The sequence below is a fragment of the Arthrobacter gallicola genome (assembly GCF_014836775.1).
GTDB lineage: Bacteria > Actinomycetota > Actinomycetes > Actinomycetales > Micrococcaceae > Arthrobacter_B > Arthrobacter_B gallicola.
On the sequence record NZ_JACSQD010000002.1, the window covers coordinates 576129 to 591716 of the forward strand.

Below are 15588 nucleotides of genomic sequence, written 5' to 3' on the forward strand. Positions count from 1 at the left end.
TGTTCTGCATGGTCGAAAGGTTAGCCGAAGTACTTCGGCAGGGTCCCTTCGTGGGCTGCCTTCAGCTCGTCCAGGGGCAGGGTGAAGTGGCCCTGGAAGTCCAGTGCGCCGATCTCGGTATCCACCACGCCGATGCGCGAGTGCGCGAAGCCGCGGGCGGAGCACATGTCCTTGAACCGGACCTCTTCGCTGCGGGCCACGGACACGACGGCGCGTGCCTGGGACTCGGAGAAGAGCAGCGTGAAGATGTCCACGCCGTCGCGCTCTGCCACTTCGTCCAGGCCGATCCGGGCGCCAACACCGAAGCGCAGTGCCATCTCGGACAGGGCCGCCGCGAGGCCGCCTTCAGAGAGGTCGTGCGCGGAGTCGATCATGCCGTCGCGGGAGGCGTTGATCAGCAGGTCGCCGAGCAACTTCTCCGCCTGCAGGTCCACCTTCGGCGGCTGTCCGCCCAGGTGGCCGCGCAGGTTCGCGAACTCGGAGCCGTCCAGCTCATCGCGGGTGACGCCCATCAGGTAGATGGCCTGGCCGTCTTCGCGCCAGCCCGACGGCGTGCGGCGGGAGACGTCGTCGAACACGCCGAGCACGCCCACCACGGGGGTGGGGTGGATGGCGACGCCGCCGGTTTGGTTGTAGAGCGAGACGTTGCCGCCGGTGACGGGCACGCCGAGTTCCTGGCAGCCGTCTGCCAGGCCGCGGACGGCTTCGGCGAACTGCCACATGACCTCGGGATCCTCGGGGGAGCCGAAGTTCAGGCAGTCGGTGACGGCCATCGGGCGGGCGCCGGAGGTGGCGACGTTGCGGTAGGACTCGGCGAGGGCCAGCTTGGCGCCTTCGTACGGGTTCAGGTAGGTGTAGCGGCCGTTGGCATCGGTGGAGATCGCCACGCCCAGGCCGGTTTCCTCGTCAACGCGGATCACGCCGGCGTCGTCGGGCATGGCGAGGGCGGTGTTGCCCTGCACGTAGCGGTCGTACTGGTTGGTGACCCAGGACTTGTCGCACATGTTCGGGGAGGCCATGAGCTCCAGGATGGCCTGCTTCACGGCTTCGCCGCCGAACGGGCGGTCGGCCTTGAAGGAATCCGCCTGCACGCTGTCCTGCCACTCGGGCCGGTTGAACGGACGGTGGTAGACCGGACCTTCGTGGGCAACGGTGCGCGGGTCGACGTCGACAATCGTCTCGCCGTCCCAGTCGATGACCAGGCGGCCGGTGCCGGTAACTTCACCCAGCCAGGAGTACTCAACGTTCCACTTGTCCATGATCGCCTCGAACGCTTCCACGTTCTCCGGCGTCACCACGGCCATCATGCGTTCCTGTGACTCGGACATCAGGATTTCGCCCGGAGTCAGGGTCGGATCGCGCAGCAGGACCTTGGTCAGCTCCACGTGCATTCCGCCGTCGCCGTTGGAAGCCAGCTCCGACGTCGCGCAGGAAATGCCAGCGGCGCCGAGGTCCTGGATGCCCTCCACCACGGAGGCCTTGAACAGTTCCAGGCAGCACTCGATCAGGACCTTCTCGGCGAAGGGATCGCCAACCTGCACGGCGGGGCGCTTGGACGGCTTGGCGTCGTCGAAGGATTCGGAGGCCAGCACGGAGGCGCCGCCGATGCCGTCGCCGCCGGTGCGGGCACCGAAGAGAACCACCTTGTTGCCGGTGCCGGAAGCGTTGGCCAGGCGGATGTCCTCGTGGCGCATGACGCCCACGGCCAGTGCGTTGACCAGCGGGTTGCCCTGGTAGACGGAGTCGAAGACGACCTCGCCGCCGATGTTCGGCAGGCCCAGGGAGTTGCCGTAGCCGCCGATGCCGGAGACGATGCCGTGCACCAGACGCGCGGTGTCCGGGTGGTCAATTGCGCCGAAGCGCAGCGGATCCATCACGGCAACCGGGCGGGCACCCATGGAAATGATGTCGCGGACAATGCCGCCGACGCCGGTCGCAGCGCCCTGGTAGGGCTCCACGAAGGACGGGTGGTTGTGGGACTCCACCTTGAAGGTCACGGCCCAGCCGTCACCGATGTCGACGACGCCGGCGTTCTCACCGATGCCGACCAGCAGGTGTTCCTTCATCTTCTCGGTGACCTTCTCGCCGAACTGGGAGAGGTGCACCTTGGAAGACTTGTAGGAGCAGTGCTCGGACCACATGACCGAGTACATGGCCAGCTCCGCCGCGGTGGGGCGGCGGCCCAGGATTTCGACGACGCGGTTGAACTCGTCTTCCTTGAGTCCCAGTTCAGCCCACGGGAGCGGGGTGTCGGGGGTGGACGCCGCGTGCTCGACGGTGTCGATGTTGAACTTCTTCTGCTCGGTGGCAGAGCCTGCGGACACGGTCATTATTTGCCTCCGGCAACGAGCGAGGTGAGTACTGAGGTGAAGATGCCGATCCCGTCGGTGCCGCCGCCCAGGGCAACGTCACCGTACGCGGAGGAATCCGGGCCGAAGCCGGCTTCGATGGCGTGCTCAGGATGCGGCATCAGGCCGACGACGTTCCCGGCCGCGTTGGTGATGCCGGCGATGTCCCGGCGGGAGCCGTTGGGGTTGAAACCGTCGTAGCGGAACACCACGCGGCCTTCGCCTTCCAGCTCATCCAGGGTCTTTTCGTCGGCGACGTACTGGCCGTCCTGGTTCTTCAGCGGGATGACCATGCCGGAATTTTGCGCATAGGCGGAGGTCCAGGCGGTGGAGGTGTTCTCGACCCGCAGCAGCTGGTCACGGCACATGAACTTGAGGTGGTCGTTCTTGATCATCGAGCCCGGCAGCAGGTGCGCTTCGGTGAGGACCTGGAAGCCGTTGCAGATGCCAAGGACGGGCATTCCGCCCTTGGAGGCGTCCACAACCTTTTCCATCAGCGGAGCGAACCGGGAGATGGCGCCGGCGCGCAGGTAATCGCCGTAGGAGAAGCCGCCGGGGATGATGACGGCGTCAACGCCGTGCAGGTCCGCGTCGCCGTGCCAGAGTTCGACGGCGGTGCCGCCGGCCAGGCGCACGGCCCGGGCGGCGTCGCGGTCATCGAGGGTGCCGGGGAAGGTGATCACGCCAACCCGGACCGCACGCAGGGCGGAGTTTTCCGGCGCGGCGGAGTAGTCGCCGATCAGCGGGGTGCTCAAAATCAGGCCTCCGAAATAACTTCGACGCGGGTGACGTCTTCGATCACGGGGTTGGAGAGCAGCGTGGCAGCCGCGGTGCGGGCCTGCTCCAGGATTTCCGGAGTGACATCTCCGTCAACGGTGAGTTCGAAGCGCTTGCCCTGGCGGACACCGGTGAAGCCGGTCAGGCCCAGGCGGGGAAGGGCGCCGGCAATAGCTTTGCCCTGCGGATCCAGGATTTCGGGCTTGGGCATAACATCAACAACGATCCGGGGCATCCGGTGACTCCTGTGAGTAAAGAGGGGTGTGGCCGCGGATGTGCCGTCTCACGCTGATCCAGCGCTCCGCGAGCTTGCCGTTTCATTCTAAGGCTAAGCACCTCTATCCGGCGCATCGGCGGCGCCCCGGTGAAGACACAGAAAAGGTGCCCTCTTCCGGAGGAAAAGGGCACCTTCCGTTGTTTCCGGGTGCTGGTCCCGGCGGCGGGTCTTAGGCCGGCAGCTCGATCTGGAATCCGCAGGAGCAGCGCAGGATGCTGGTCTCCAGCCGGACATCCGAGGGCACCGCATTCTGGTGTTCGGTGCTGAGGGGTTCCGAGAGGGAAATCGTCCGGCTGTCCTTGGGCTGCATGGGTTCCCCGCAGTGCAGGTATTCCGTGTCGCTGGGCTCGGAGACCGCGCGGCGGGCCCACAGCGGCGAGTGACGCACGGGGTGCCCATAGAAGCGGTCGCATTCGCCGCAGGTATAGCTGATTTCGAGGAACTCGGCGGCGTCTGCCGTCGTCGAGTTCTCGACTGACTCGATGATCAGGAACTCATCTGTTCCGCAGTAGGAGCACCATGGCACCAGCTCGGCAGGAGCTTCCGCGGCGGCCGGGGCCTTCATCCGCGGGTCTTCGGGTGTTGCTTCGATCGACAATCTGGGTTCCTCCGGTGTTTTCCGGCGCCCCGGGGCGCGGTCCGTGTCGTGGATAGTAAGCAAGCTGATTCAATAATAGAACATTTTGGGCGGACCGGTAGCGGTGGAATGGTCCCGCTCACAGATAGGGTGAAGCCGTGAAACACGTCACCGCCCACCCTGCCCTGGTCCGCTGGTCCATGAACCTCTGGCCACCCTTTGCGTTCTCCGGTATCCGGATCACCGAACTGCCGGCCGATTTCATGTCTGCCACCGTGCGGCTGCGCCTGCACTGGTGGAACCGGAACGTTGCCGGCGTCCACTTCGGGGGTTCCCTGTTTGCCATGACGGACCCGTTCTGGATGATGCTGGTCCTGCGGCACCTGGGCGCGGAGCACATTGTCTGGGACCGGGCAGCGGAGGTGGACTTCATCAAGCCGGGCAAGGGTGACGTCTACGCCCGTTTCCAGATCACGGGCGAGGACATTGACCGGCTCAGGAAGGCGGCCGCCGGCGGAGCCAAGGTCCTGGAATGGTTCACGGTGGAGGTTGTGGATGCCGACGGCGACGTCGTCGCCCGGGTGCGCAAACAGGTTTATCTCCGCCGTAAGCGGGAAACCCCTGCGCCCGGCGCAGCCGCTACTGCACCGCTGCTGCCGCCCCAAGCAGACCGCTCAACGCTTCCCAGCGGCTGATCTGGCAGCCGTCCGTCAGTGCGAACACGGTGTCTACGGCGTCGCCGTCCACGGTTCCCGTGACGGTCGCCCGCTGCGGGCCGCCGTACTGCATGGTGCAGGAAACGCTGGTTCCGGGCTCAGCCATCAGCGCCGGTCCGCCGTCGGCCAGTGCCGCGCAGGCTGCCGCGGGATCCGGGGCGCCGGAGCTGCCCACTGGTGCCGCGCCGTCGCACGCTAAGGTCCAGGTGTCCGTGACGGACTCTCCATCGGCCATGAGCTCGACCGTCAGCGATGTGGCGGCGCCCGGAGCCGGGGTGCCCGTGGGGCTGCTGGGGGTGGCCGAGGCGGAGGAAGAGGAAGGAGCGGACGACGGCGGTTCCTGGCCTGCGCCCGGATCGGAACCTCCGCAGCCGGCCAGTGCAAGGCCGGCGACGGCGGCGAGGAGTAAAGCGGTGCGGGACAGACGAAGATGACGCGGCATGAGTGAGACCTCCCTGAGCGGATGGGGTACAGCCTAACCGCTGACGTTCAACCGCTACCCGTCCAGCTGCTCCTGAAGCGGTTCCAGCAGGTTCAGGATCCGGGCCCGCAGCTGCTGGGACTCCTCCGAAAATCCGCGCTGCGCGGACGCGTACTGCGCCCGCCCGGCGGGAGTCTCCACCGGAATCGGCTCATAACCCCAGTCCTGCAGGTCGTACGGGGAGGCGCGCATGTCCATCTCGCGGATCCGCCAGGCGAGCTCAAAGCAGTCCATCACCAGTTCGCCGGGAAGCAGCGGCACCAGCTTGTACACCCATTTGTACAGGTCCATGTTGGCGTGCAGGCAGCCGGGCTGTTCCAGGTCCCGCTGCGTTTCCCGGGTGGGGGTGAGCTCATTCAGGCCCACCGCCTGCGGGGCGTAGAAGCGGAACGCATCGAAGTGCGTGCAGCGGATCCGGCTCTGTTCCACCAGCTCGTCGGTCCCCTCGGCCCCCAGGCGCAGGCCCAGGTACTCGTGGCGGACGCCGTTGACTTCGGATTTATAGGCCATCGCCCACTCGTGCATGCCGAAGCAGCCCAGCGCCGCCTTCCGCGCCGCCGTTCGGGAGAGCAGCATCCGGGTGAACTCCACCGCCGGTCCGCGGGCGGCCGCAAACGCATCGAGGTCCACCGTGACGGCGGTGCTGCCCACACTCAGTCCGGCGGCGGCGGTTTCCTCGTCCGACAGCGGCCGGTAGAACTTCCAGTCCAGCCGCTGCGCCGCCTCCGGTCCGGTGAGCACGACGCCAGCGCCCGGGTGCCAGCGCAGCAGCTGGCCTGGTTTCTGCGAATAGTAGGTAAAAAGGAAGTCTTCGACCGGGTGTTTCCTGCCGGCCGACCGGCGCTGGAGGTAGCCCTCGGTGAAAGGGCGGACGCGTTCTTCGTAGGCCGCCTGCCGGGGGAGCCACTCGTCCTCGGCGAGGACTATTTCGGCGGGAATGAACTGCACACCGCCCATTATCCCAGCTGCGGCTGCTGGGTGGCCGCGATAAGCCGGCGCATGGTGGCGTTGAGTTCCAGCACCTGGTCGCGGGAGAGCTGGAGGCGGGCCATCATGGCGCCGGGGACCTCCACTGCTTTGTCCCGCAGTGCGAGGCCGGCGTCGGTCAGGTTCACTGCGAGGGCACGGTCATTGCCGGGTGCGCGGTTCCGCGTAACGAGCCCGGCACTTTCCAGGCGCTTCAGCATGGGCGAGAGGGTGGCCGGCTCCATCAGCAGGGTGTCGCTGAGGTTGCGCACCGTGCGGGGGCTGTCCTCCCACAGGGCGAGCATCACCAAATACTGCGGGTGGGTGATGCCCAGGTTTTCCAAAACCGGGCGGTAGGCTCCCACAACGGACCGGGACGCCACTGACAGGGCAAAGCAGAGCTGGTGTTCCAGCAGCAGATCCTCTGCCTGGTTCACGGGGTTCGTCACTGTTCTCCGATCCTTAGTGCACTAACAGTTAGCGTACAGTAGGTTACTGATACACCTCGGAAGGGACATCAGATGGCAGGCAAGGAAAGCTTAACCGCGCGGTTCATGCGGACAACGGGCAAGGCCCGGTTGATTTTCGGTCCCGCGCAGAGTTCGTCGTTGAACCATGCCATGACCGAGGAAAACAAGCGCCTGCTCGAAGCCCAGCAGGCCGAGGAGAAGGCCAAGTGGGAGACCGTTACCCGGGCCGACGGCAGCAGCTACATCCTGCCCCGCAAAACGGACTGAACCCGCACCGAACTTGTGCACGGGGGTTCCTCCGGAGCCGCGGAAATCTATCCTTAAAGGACACCTTTGCCTTGAAGGAGGGGTTCCCCATGGCAACGATTGTTCCGGAACCGGGCGAGGGCAGTGAGCCCCGTCTGCCCAGCGATGAAATTCCCGAGGCTGCGGAGTTCGACGAGTCGGAGATCGTCGTCGAAACCGACAGCGAGGGGCATCATTACGGTGTTGACCGTGACTTCGTTGACGGCAAGCCGCACCGTGACCCGGCCGAGCCGGTGATCTACAAGGACTACTTCCACGCTCCGGTGTTCCGCGAGCACCTGTACTAGTCCCGGACACAGCAGAGGGCGCCCGGTATCCGGACGCCCTCGGGAAGCTGTGCTGAAATGCCTTAGCGGCCGGTGCCGCCGTACACGGTAGCCTCGGCGTCGCCGTCGAGCCCGAACGCTGCGTGGACCGCGCGGACCGCGTCATCCAGCAGCGCTGCGCTGGTCACCACGGAGATGCGGATTTCCGACGTCGAGATCATGTCGATGTTCACGCCGGCCAGGTGCAGTGCTTCGAAGAACCGGGCCGAGACGCCCGGGTTGGAGCGCATCCCGGCGCCGATCAGAGAGAGCTTGCCGATCTGCTCGTCGTAGTCGATGGAGTCGAAGCCGATGGTGGCCTTGGCTGCGTTGAGCACGGCCATGGCGGCCTGCCCGTCCACCATCGGAAGGGTGAAGGAGATGTCCGTCTTGCCGGACCCCTTGGTGGAGACGTTCTGGACGATCATGTCGATGTTGGTGTTCGCGCCGGCGACGATCCCAAAGATCTCCGCAGCCTTGCCGGGAATGTCCGGGACACCGACAACCGTGAGCTTCGCTTCGGAACGGTCGTGTGCAACGCCGGAGATGATGGGCTGTTCCAAGGGTTCTCCCTCTTGAATCTTGATCTTGTCGTCCGGGCTGGGCAGTACCCAGGTCCCTTCGTGCTGGCTGAAAGAGGAGCGCACATGCAGCGGAACGCCGAAGCGCCGGGCGTATTCCACGCAGCGCAGGTGCAGGATCTTGGCGCCCGAGGCGGCCATTTCCAGCATTTCCTCGCTGGAAATCTTGTCGATCTTCTGCGCGTTCGAGGCCACGCGGGGATCGGCGGTGTACACGCCGTCCACGTCGGTGTAGATCTCGCAGACATCGGCGTTCAGGGCAGCGGCGAGGGCGACGGCGGTGGTGTCGGAGCCGCCGCGGCCCAGGGTGGTGATGTCGTGGCTGTCCCGGCTCATGCCCTGGAAACCGGCCACAATGGCGACGTCGCCCTTGTCGATCGCGGTTTTGATCCGGTGCGGTGAGACGTCGATGATCCGGGCCCGGCCGTGGATGGCGTCCGTAATCATGCCGGCCTGGCTGCCGGTGAAGGACTGTGCGGAGGCACCGAGTTCGTTAATTGCCATGGCCAGCAGCGCCATGGAGATGCGTTCGCCCGAGCTGAGCAGCATATCCATTTCGCGCGGGTGGGTGCCGGTGGTGATCTGGCCGGCCAGGTCCAGCAGCTCATCGGTGCTGTCTCCCATGGCGGAAACGACAACGACGACGTCGTTCCCGGCGCTCTGGGTGTCCACCACGCGCTTGGCAACGCGCTTAATGCCTTCGGCGTCCGAAACGGAGGAACCGCCGAATTTCTGCACTATCAGGCTCATGCGTACACGCTCTCTGGAACTCTTCTTCGTTGCTGCCCGGCGGCGCTGCGCCGCACCGGCACTATCCGTGGAAAAGGCCGCCCGCGCGGCCACTGCTCAAAAGTCTATAGTGGCCCTGCGGCGGCGCCGAAATGCCGCCGACATGCCGCTCAACCTCTCCTTAACGATCTTAGGCCGCCGGCCGGATGTCCCGGCAGTAACCCATCGAGGCGGTATTCCCGTGGAACGGCCGGCTGGCAAGTCCGGCGTATAGTCTGGCCGCATGGGGACAATTGAGCCCGGCGGCATGTCCGCCGAGGGCATGCAGGGCAGTTTTGGAACTGGCACGACGCCGGCTGCCCGCCCCCGGCCGCAGGCTCACCCCGGGTGCGCGGATCGCCTGGCGACGCCCGAGCCGCTGCAGCTGACTGTTCTGGGTTCCGCCTCCCCATATCCCCGTGCGGACAACCCGTGTTCCGGTTATCTGGTCTCCCACCGCGGTACGCGGATTTGGGTGGATGCGGGCAGCGGCACTTTGGGACCACTGCAGGAGCACGTCCCTCTGGCGGACCTGGACGCCGTCTGGATCTCGCACCTGCACGCCGATCACTGTGCCGACCTGCTGACTGCGTATTACGGTCTACTGTTTGCCGACGTTCAGCGAGCCGCCCCGCTTCCGCTGTTTGCCCCTGCCGGGACCGCCGACCGGCTGGCCGGTTTCCTGACGAACACCGCTCACCCCTCACAGCGCAGCCCGGTTGAGTCCGCCTTCCGGATCACGGAACTGCACGACGGGCACCAGACCGTTGTCGGTTCCCTGCGGCTGACCAGCCGTGCCGTGGAGCACGGCATGCCGGCGTTTGCCCTGCGGGTGGATGCTGACGGCGGCTCTTTGGTGTACTCCGGTGACACCGCGCCCTGTCCGGCGCTGACGCAGCTTGCCGGCGGTTGTGATGCGCTGCTCTGCGAGGCGGACAGCGCCGGCGAGCCCGTGGACGGGGAGAAGGTGCACCACACGCCGGAGGACGCCGCAGCTACGGCGCTCGCCAGCCGTGCCGGACGGTTGCTCCTCACACACGTTGGCCCGTTCCTCAGTCCGGCCGAGGCCGTGCAGCGCGCCGCGGACCGGTACAGCGGCGCCGTCGACTATGCCGGACCGGGCAGCAGCTTCACCGTCGGCGCAGCTGATCGTGAGGCGGCGTCTTGATCCTGCGTCTCGAGACTGCGTCTTGAGGCCTCGTCTTAGGTGAGGTTGCGCGGTTGCCGCAGGTGAGCCTGCCGCTTAGGTGAGGTATCGAGGTTGCCGCTTCGGCGAGCCTGCCGCTTAGGTGAGGCTGCGGCGGCCTTCGAAGGCGCGGCCGAGGGTGATCTCGTCGGCGTACTCGAGGTCGCCACCCACCGGAAGCCCGGAGGCCAGGCGGGTGACGTTGATGCCCAGGGTCTTGAGCATGCGCACCAGGTAGGTGGCCGTCGCTTCGCCTTCGAGGTTGGGGTCCGTGGCGATGATGATTTCGGCGATCTTCTCATCGGAGAGCCGGCTGAGCAGTTCGCGGATGCGCAGCTGGTCGGGACCGATGCCGGCGATTGGATTAATGGCGCCGCCGAGCACGTGGTACCTGCCCCGGAAGGAGCGGGTGCGTTCCACGGCAATGACGTCCTTGGACTCTTCCACCACGCAGATCATGGTGGGATCGCGGCGCGGGTCACGGCAGATGTTGCATGTCTCCTGCTCCGTGACGTTGCCGCACACCTGGCAGAATTTCACCTTCTCCTTGACCGTGGTGATCGCGGACGCCAGCCGGGACATATCCCCGGGATCCGATTCCAGAATGTGGAACGCGATCCGCTGTGCCGACTTGGGGCCCACGCCCGGGAGGCGGCCCAACTCGTCGATCAGTTCCTGAACCGCACCTTCGTACACATGGCCTTCTTAGCAAATAGTTGTTGGACTGGTCAGCGGCGCATGTCTTGTCCGTCGAGGCTGCGTTCCTCGATCAGCCGGCCGCCCAGGATGCGTTCGATGGCCTTGCGGCCCACCAAACCCGAGTCCTCGAGAGTTACATCGTCGGCGCTTGGCACGTCTTCGATGTAGCCCAAGTCTACGTTGCCCCGCCCTGCGGCAGGCTGCGCCGTGCCATTGCGCTGGGCTGCTTCGTTCAGCAGCTTCTGGTACCGGCTCAGCGGACGGTTACCCTGGCCGCTGCCCGGGGCCGCAGGCGTTTCCGCCGGCTGGGACCGGGCCGGCTGCGGCGCCGTCTGGACTGGTGCCTGTGCCCGCGGCGAACTGGTTCCCCGTGCCGATCCCTGCGCTGCCGGCGTTCCGGCCGAAGTGCCGGAAGGCGCTCCGGCAGGAGAATTCTGGCTGGTCATCTGGCGGCCGGGTGTCTGGCCCCAACCTGCGCCTGCGGACTGGCCCGCGGGGCGCGTTGCAGTGGTTCCGGCCCAGTTGGTGTTGGCCCATTCGTCGTCGCTGACTGCGCTGCTGACGTGGATGTCGTCCGGCGGTGCAGCAGTTTCCCAGGCGTTGCTCTCCGGCATATCCGCTGGATCTGACGGTTCCTGGGGCCAGTCATCGGGCAGAGGTGCTGCGGGACGCGATGCTGCGGGACGGGACTTTGCGGGACTGGACGCTGAGGGACGGCCCGCCGGCCCCGCGAACCGGGACGGTTCGGAAGCACCCGGGGCAGGCTGGGATGGCCCGGACCCGGAAGCGTCAGGAGCTCGCCGGGCTGGCCCGGAAGTGCCCGGTGCGGGGCGCGTTGGCCCGGCACCCGGGGCTGGCTGTGATGGCCCGGACCCGGAAGCATCAGGAGCTGGCCGGGCTGGCCCGGAAGTGCCCGTTGCGGAGCGCGTAGGCCCGGCACCCGAGGCTGGCTGGGATGAGCCGGACCCGGAAGCATCTGGAGCTGGCCGGGCTGGCCCGGAAGCGCCCGTTGGCCCAACACCCGAGGCTGGCTGCGCGGCAGTACCCGGGGCGCGGCCAACGTCCGAATGGGCGGTCTCGCGTGCATCCGGGCCTTGAGCCTGCGGGCGTGCTTCGGGACGGGCTTCAGATTCGGCCTCCCGCGAAGGCGCTGCAGCAGGACGGTCTGCAGCGGTTGCTGCGCCGGCAGGCGGCTGTCCGTTCGTCTCGTGGGCAGGCCGCGGTTGCGAAGCCCGCTGGTTCGTCAGGTTGGATGGATGCTGACCTGCCGCATGTTCCATCGCAGCTGCCTGTTCCGCCCCGGCCGGTCCTGCCCAGACTGGCGCCGCGCCGGCGTGGACTGCCGCAGCAGGAACAGTGTGGCCGCCGCGCTGGGCGGGAGGTGCCGCAAATGGTGCCGCGGAGGCATGGGTAGGCGCGCTGGCGGGCACAGGAGCGGGGGCACCTGCCGTGGGCTGCTGGGGAGCCGGTGCCGGAACCTGTGCCGGCGGGTTAGGCCGGCTACCAGCTTTTGGGCCGGGTTCACCCGCTGCCGCGGTGCTGTCGTGTACCGCGTTGACCTGGCAATCCACACCGAGGACCTGGTGGATGGCCTTGCGAAGGTTCTCCAGATGGTCGGGCCGGTTGAAGTTGGTTGCGGCGCCCGGATTCGAGAATGCGAGCTCCAGTACCCGGCCATCGAAGGCACGCGGCGAAGCGTTCTTGCTGACGTTCAGCCAGGTCGCACGGCGGATGCTGGTGAGGGCATCCATAATTTCCGGCCAAGCCCGCCGGATCATTTCGATCTGACCGCCACCGCCACTGGCGCCGCCACCGACGCTGCCGCCGCCACTGGCGCTGTTGCGTCCGGCCTCCTGCGGAGCAGGCGAAGCTGGCTGCGACCCCCCGGCCGGGGCCGGCTGGCCATTTGTCCCCGGTGCACCGGACTGTGTCGCGGGCACACCGGACTGTCCGGAGGGCATAGCGCCGGACTGCGTTGCAGGTGTACCGGGCTGTCCGGATCCGGCACCGGACTGTGTTGAAACTACCCCGGACGGGGTCTCGCTTTGCCAGGTCTGCGGTGCTGGAGCGGTATCGCCGGAAGCTCCGGGTCCGTTCTGCGGCTGCTGGCGCGGTGCCGCCGGCGCTGATGCCTGTCCGGTCGATGCCTGTCCGGCTGGGGCCTCCGCGCCGCCGTTTGGAGAGGTCCAGGAATGTGATCCCTGTACATCCGGGGTATTTCGAGCGGGAACAGGTGCTGGCTGGCCCGAAGTTTGCTGTTCCGCCGCTTCGCGCGAAACGTCGTCCCACGTCCGGTTCGATCCGCCCGGCGCCGCAGAGGTGTCGGAGGCAGGCTGCACCGGTGCAGGGGAGGAAACGGCGGGAGCGGGTGTCGCCCAGGTTCCGCCCCAGTCCGCTGCCGCGGGCGCGGGTTCCACCGGGGCCGGCTGGGGTGCTTCCGGCTGGGAAGCCGGCTGGCTGGCGGCAGGTGCCGCTGCTGCGTGACGCCGTGCCGCCGTCGGGCGTTCAGCTGCCGGCACGGATGCCGGTGCCCCCTGCCCTGACTCGCCGCCTGCATAAGCCGGGGCGCCGTCTCCGGCGTAGCTGAGGCGCCGTTCGAGCCGGTCCACTCGGGCTGCCGTGCCGCGTTCTGACTGGTCAGCAGCGGGCAGCAGGATCCGGGCGCAGAGAAGTTCCAGGTGGAGGCGCGGTGAGGTGGCGCCCGTCATTTCGGTCAGGGCCGTGTTGGTGATGTCCGCGGCGCGGGAGAGCTCAGCGCCGCCGAACTGGGCGGCCTGCGTGTGCATCCGGCTGATTTGGTCTTCCGGAACCCCGCGGAGCACGGCAGCTGCGCTGTCCGGCATGGCGTTTACCACAATGAGGTCGCGGAACCGCTCCAGCAGGTCCTCGACGAAGCGTCGGGGGTCCTGGCCGGTCTGGATCACGCGGTCGATCGCGCTGAAGACGGTAGTTGCGTCTCCGGCAGCGAAGGCGTCGACGACGTCGTCGAGCAGTGCCACGTGGGTGTACCCCAGCAGGTTCACGGCCAGCTCGTAGTCCAGTCCCGATTCGCCGGCACCGGCCATCAGCTGGTCCAGGACGGACAGCGAATCGCGGACCGAACCGCCGCCGGCCCGGATGACGAGGGAGAGGACACCGGGGGCCACGGGCACGTTCTCCTGGCCGCACAGCTTGTCCAGGTAGGCCAGCAGCGGTTCCGGGGGCACCAGGCGGAAGGGATAGTGGTGGGTGCGGGACCGGATGGTACCGATCACCTTGTCCGGTTCCGTGGTGGCGAAGATGAACTTGATGTGTTCCGGCGGCTCTTCCACGATCTTGAGCAGGGCGTTAAAGCCGGCCGAAGTGACCATGTGGGCTTCGTCAATGATGAAGATCTTGTAGCGGTCGCGCACGGGGGCGAAGGTGGCGCGTTCCCGCAGATCGCGGGCGTCATCCACACCGCCGTGGCTGGCGGCGTCGATTTCAATGACATCGAGGCTGCCGGAACCGTTACGGGCCAGCTCAACGCAGCTGTCGCACTTGCCGCAAGGCGTCGGCGTCGGGCCTTCTGCGCAGTTCAGGCAGCGGGCGAGGATGCGGGCAGACGTGGTTTTGCCGCAGCCGCGCGGGCCGGAGAAAAGATAGGCATGATTGACGCGGTTCTTTGAGAGGGCCGCCATCAGCGGCTCGGTGACATGCTCCTGGCCGATCACGTCCCCGAAGTTCTCGGGACGGTAACGGCGGTAAAGGGCTGTACTCACAGATAGAACCCTATCGGTTGGCACTGACGGTTCGCATCCGGTCCCGGGGCGGTTCAACAGCCGCTGTTTCCGGATAAATTAAAGACCCCCCATGCACCTGCCAGAGCCCGCTTACCCTTGCTACCTTCCGGTCCTGGGGGAGTTCACAGGATGACACCACATGAGGGGCCGCCAACAAGTCTACCCGATTTTTTGCCTGCCCATTCCGGGGTGGTTCGCGGGGTGGAAAGGATGTCCGAAGGCATCGGAAGCACATCAGGCAGGGAGTGCCCGACGCCGGCCCGAGGGCTTCCGCCGCCGGCCGCCACTGCTGGCGGTGCTGGTACGTCATTTGCGGAGCAGGGTTGGCTGGGGTGGTGGCAGCATGGCTGCCGCGTTCGCAGGATTACTGGCCTAAATAGGTAGTTGCCGCCCTGTGTAGGGGATCTTTATAGGGCGATCTTCGAAGGGGCAGCGATCTGCAGTGCGGGAACGGCAGGTCAGCCACGTCGGATGAGGCTCGCCAGATGCGGTCGGATCAGGGCGAGCGGTACACGGGTCCAGGACTGGGGTCTCGGCGGGGCACTCCTGGGCGGGGGAAGCCTGGAGACCTTCCCGCTATCTCCATCCGTGCAAGGCACCTTCCTTGATAGGCGCTGTCCTGAATAGGCGCGGTCCTTACACGGCACTGTCCTTACAAGGCGCTGTGTGGAAGCAGGGCACTAAGTGGAACTCCCTCCGTCTGGTGCTGGTTCGTGGGCTGCACCGGCTCTATATGGCACCGGCGATCTAGAGCCGGCCGGCAGGAGCCGGCGCCTCTAGAAGGGTCCCTATATATGGAGCGCTTGGATCCCCCTATAGGAGAGGGCTGCTTCGGTGCCTCCCAGGAGTGCAACTGGGAGGGCAGTGGCAGGACGGTGTGCGGGGAATGCAGGTGCCCGTCCCCGTATCCTGCGGGGCGGGCCGGGCGCGTTTCTGGCCGCTTTTGGGACGTGGCGCAGGACACCCTGATCCGATTTGCACGCTCGCCCGGCGCCGTGTAATGTTTTCTGAGTCGCCGCGGCCGGGACGCTGAGAAAGCGCCCGAAGCATGGCGGCCAAACCCCAACAAACTTTGATGGTGGATCCACTGCGCGCCTTGTGTGCCGGCGGAAAAGCCTGACAATGAATGCTGGGTTCGGACAGCCGGTTTGAACGGTTCGGAACGATTTCCACGGAAATCCGCCGAATTGCAAAAACCGGAAAGATGAAATAGAATTATGAAACACCGCAGCGGTGCGAAAAGAAAAACAATAACCGGAAACGGAATGGTTTTTCTGAGTAGACCGGATGCGACTGTTGTTTGAGAACTCAATAGTGTGCCAAGTTTATTGATACCAATTATTTTGATTGGTTGAATTGGCTGTCCCGCC

The 15588-nt window shown here is 66.3% G+C and carries 14 protein-coding genes and 1 other RNA gene; 4 read left to right on the forward strand and 11 right to left on the reverse strand.

Annotated features, from left to right (window positions below):
• Positions 1-20: 20 nt before the first annotated feature.
• The 4 genes from purL to H9639_RS07140 form a co-directional block, all read right to left on the reverse strand.
• The gene (gene purL / locus H9639_RS07125) at positions 21-2330 is read right to left on the reverse strand and encodes a phosphoribosylformylglycinamidine synthase subunit PurL (protein WP_191807386.1); all 2310 of its coding nucleotides are present in this window, start codon (positions 2328-2330) and stop codon (positions 21-23) included.
• Positions 2330-3106, reverse strand: coding sequence for a phosphoribosylformylglycinamidine synthase subunit PurQ (purQ, locus tag H9639_RS07130; RefSeq protein ID WP_191807452.1), 777 nt, complete (start codon positions 3104-3106; stop codon positions 2330-2332). The genes purL and purQ overlap by 1 nt, the downstream gene beginning before the upstream one ends.
• Positions 3106-3360, reverse strand: a complete 255-nt coding sequence (gene purS, locus H9639_RS07135) for a phosphoribosylformylglycinamidine synthase subunit PurS (protein WP_066300964.1) — start codon at positions 3358-3360, stop codon at positions 3106-3108. The genes purQ and purS overlap by 1 nt, the downstream gene beginning before the upstream one ends.
• A gap of 211 nt (positions 3361-3571) precedes the next feature.
• Positions 3572-4000, reverse strand: a complete 429-nt coding sequence (locus H9639_RS07140; protein ID WP_191807387.1) for a hypothetical protein — start codon at positions 3998-4000, stop codon at positions 3572-3574.
• 137 nt (positions 4001-4137) lie between these two features.
• On the opposite strand from H9639_RS07140, the gene H9639_RS07145 reads away from it, so the two are divergent.
• On the forward strand, positions 4138-4674 hold the full coding sequence (locus H9639_RS07145; protein ID WP_318242017.1) for a DUF4442 domain-containing protein: 537 nt from the start codon (positions 4138-4140) through the stop codon (positions 4672-4674).
• Here H9639_RS07145 and H9639_RS07150 read toward each other — a convergent pair.
• The 3 genes from H9639_RS07150 to H9639_RS07160 are packed head-to-tail and all read right to left on the reverse strand — an operon-like array spanning position 4619 to position 6591.
• The gene (locus H9639_RS07150) at positions 4619-5137 is read right to left on the reverse strand and encodes a serine protease inhibitor (protein ID WP_191807388.1); all 519 of its coding nucleotides are present in this window, start codon (positions 5135-5137) and stop codon (positions 4619-4621) included. The two genes, H9639_RS07145 and H9639_RS07150, sit on opposite strands and share 56 nt — an antisense overlap.
• A 54-nt stretch (positions 5138-5191) precedes the next feature.
• The gene (locus tag H9639_RS07155; RefSeq protein WP_191807389.1) at positions 5192-6133 is read right to left on the reverse strand and encodes a 3-methyladenine DNA glycosylase; all 942 of its coding nucleotides are present in this window, start codon (positions 6131-6133) and stop codon (positions 5192-5194) included.
• Complete coding sequence (locus tag H9639_RS07160) at positions 6133-6591, reverse strand: MarR family winged helix-turn-helix transcriptional regulator (protein ID WP_191807390.1); 459 nt, start codon at positions 6589-6591, stop codon at positions 6133-6135. The genes H9639_RS07155 and H9639_RS07160 overlap by 1 nt, the downstream gene beginning before the upstream one ends.
• A 72-nt stretch (positions 6592-6663) precedes the next feature.
• Here H9639_RS07160 and H9639_RS07165 point away from each other — a divergent pair, with 72 nt between their 5' ends.
• Complete coding sequence (locus tag H9639_RS07165; protein WP_191807391.1) at positions 6664-6879, forward strand: hypothetical protein; 216 nt, start codon at positions 6664-6666, stop codon at positions 6877-6879.
• Positions 6880-6968: 89 nt separating this feature from the next.
• Entirely contained in the window at positions 6969-7205 is a 237-nt protein-coding gene (locus tag H9639_RS07170; protein ID WP_191807392.1) for a hypothetical protein, read from the forward strand.
• A gap of 62 nt (positions 7206-7267) precedes the next feature.
• On the opposite strand, the gene H9639_RS07175 is transcribed toward H9639_RS07170, so the two are convergent.
• Positions 7268-8554, reverse strand: a complete 1287-nt coding sequence (locus H9639_RS07175; RefSeq protein WP_191807393.1) for an aspartate kinase — start codon at positions 8552-8554, stop codon at positions 7268-7270.
• A 262-nt stretch (positions 8555-8816) separates the two neighbouring features.
• On the opposite strand from H9639_RS07175, the gene H9639_RS07180 reads away from it, so the two are divergent.
• On the forward strand, positions 8817-9740 hold the full coding sequence (locus H9639_RS07180; RefSeq protein WP_225219261.1) for an MBL fold metallo-hydrolase: 924 nt from the start codon (positions 8817-8819) through the stop codon (positions 9738-9740).
• A gap of 117 nt (positions 9741-9857) precedes the next feature.
• On the opposite strand, the gene recR is transcribed toward H9639_RS07180, so the two are convergent.
• From recR to ffs, 3 genes are all read right to left on the reverse strand, one after another.
• Positions 9858-10454 carry a recombination mediator RecR gene (gene recR, locus H9639_RS07185; RefSeq protein ID WP_191807394.1) on the reverse strand — a complete coding sequence of 199 codons (597 nt, stop codon included), beginning with the start codon at positions 10452-10454 and terminating at the stop codon, positions 9858-9860.
• Between the two features lie 32 nt (positions 10455-10486).
• On the reverse strand, positions 10487-14197 hold the full coding sequence (locus tag H9639_RS07190; protein WP_191807395.1) for a DNA polymerase III subunit gamma and tau: 3711 nt from the start codon (positions 14195-14197) through the stop codon (positions 10487-10489).
• A gap of 77 nt (positions 14198-14274) precedes the next feature.
• Positions 14275-14370: signal recognition particle sRNA small type (gene ffs, locus H9639_RS07195), an RNA gene on the reverse strand.
• Positions 14371-15588: the final 1218 nt, after the last annotated feature.

Bases quoted from the DNA above. Each gene is read 5' to 3' on its own strand.
- purL (WP_191807386.1), bottom strand. From the start codon at position 2,330: ATGACCGTGTCCGCAGGCTCTGCCACCGAGCAGAAGAAGTTCAACATC.
- purS (WP_066300964.1), bottom strand. From the start codon at position 3,360: ATGCCCCGGATCGTTGTTGATGTTATGCCCAAGCCCGAAATCCTGGAT.
- H9639_RS07150 (WP_191807388.1), bottom strand. From the start codon at position 5,137: ATGCCGCGTCATCTTCGTCTGTCCCGCACCGCTTTACTCCTCGCCGCC.
- H9639_RS07155 (WP_191807389.1), bottom strand. From the start codon at position 6,133: ATGGGCGGTGTGCAGTTCATTCCCGCCGAAATAGTCCTCGCCGAGGAC.
- H9639_RS07165 (WP_191807391.1), top strand. From the start codon at position 6,664: ATGGCAGGCAAGGAAAGCTTAACCGCGCGGTTCATGCGGACAACGGGC.
- H9639_RS07170 (WP_191807392.1), top strand. From the start codon at position 6,969: ATGGCAACGATTGTTCCGGAACCGGGCGAGGGCAGTGAGCCCCGTCTG.
- H9639_RS07175 (WP_191807393.1), bottom strand. From the start codon at position 8,554: ATGAGCCTGATAGTGCAGAAATTCGGCGGTTCCTCCGTTTCGGACGCC.
- H9639_RS07180 (WP_225219261.1), top strand. From the start codon at position 8,817: ATGGGGACAATTGAGCCCGGCGGCATGTCCGCCGAGGGCATGCAGGGC.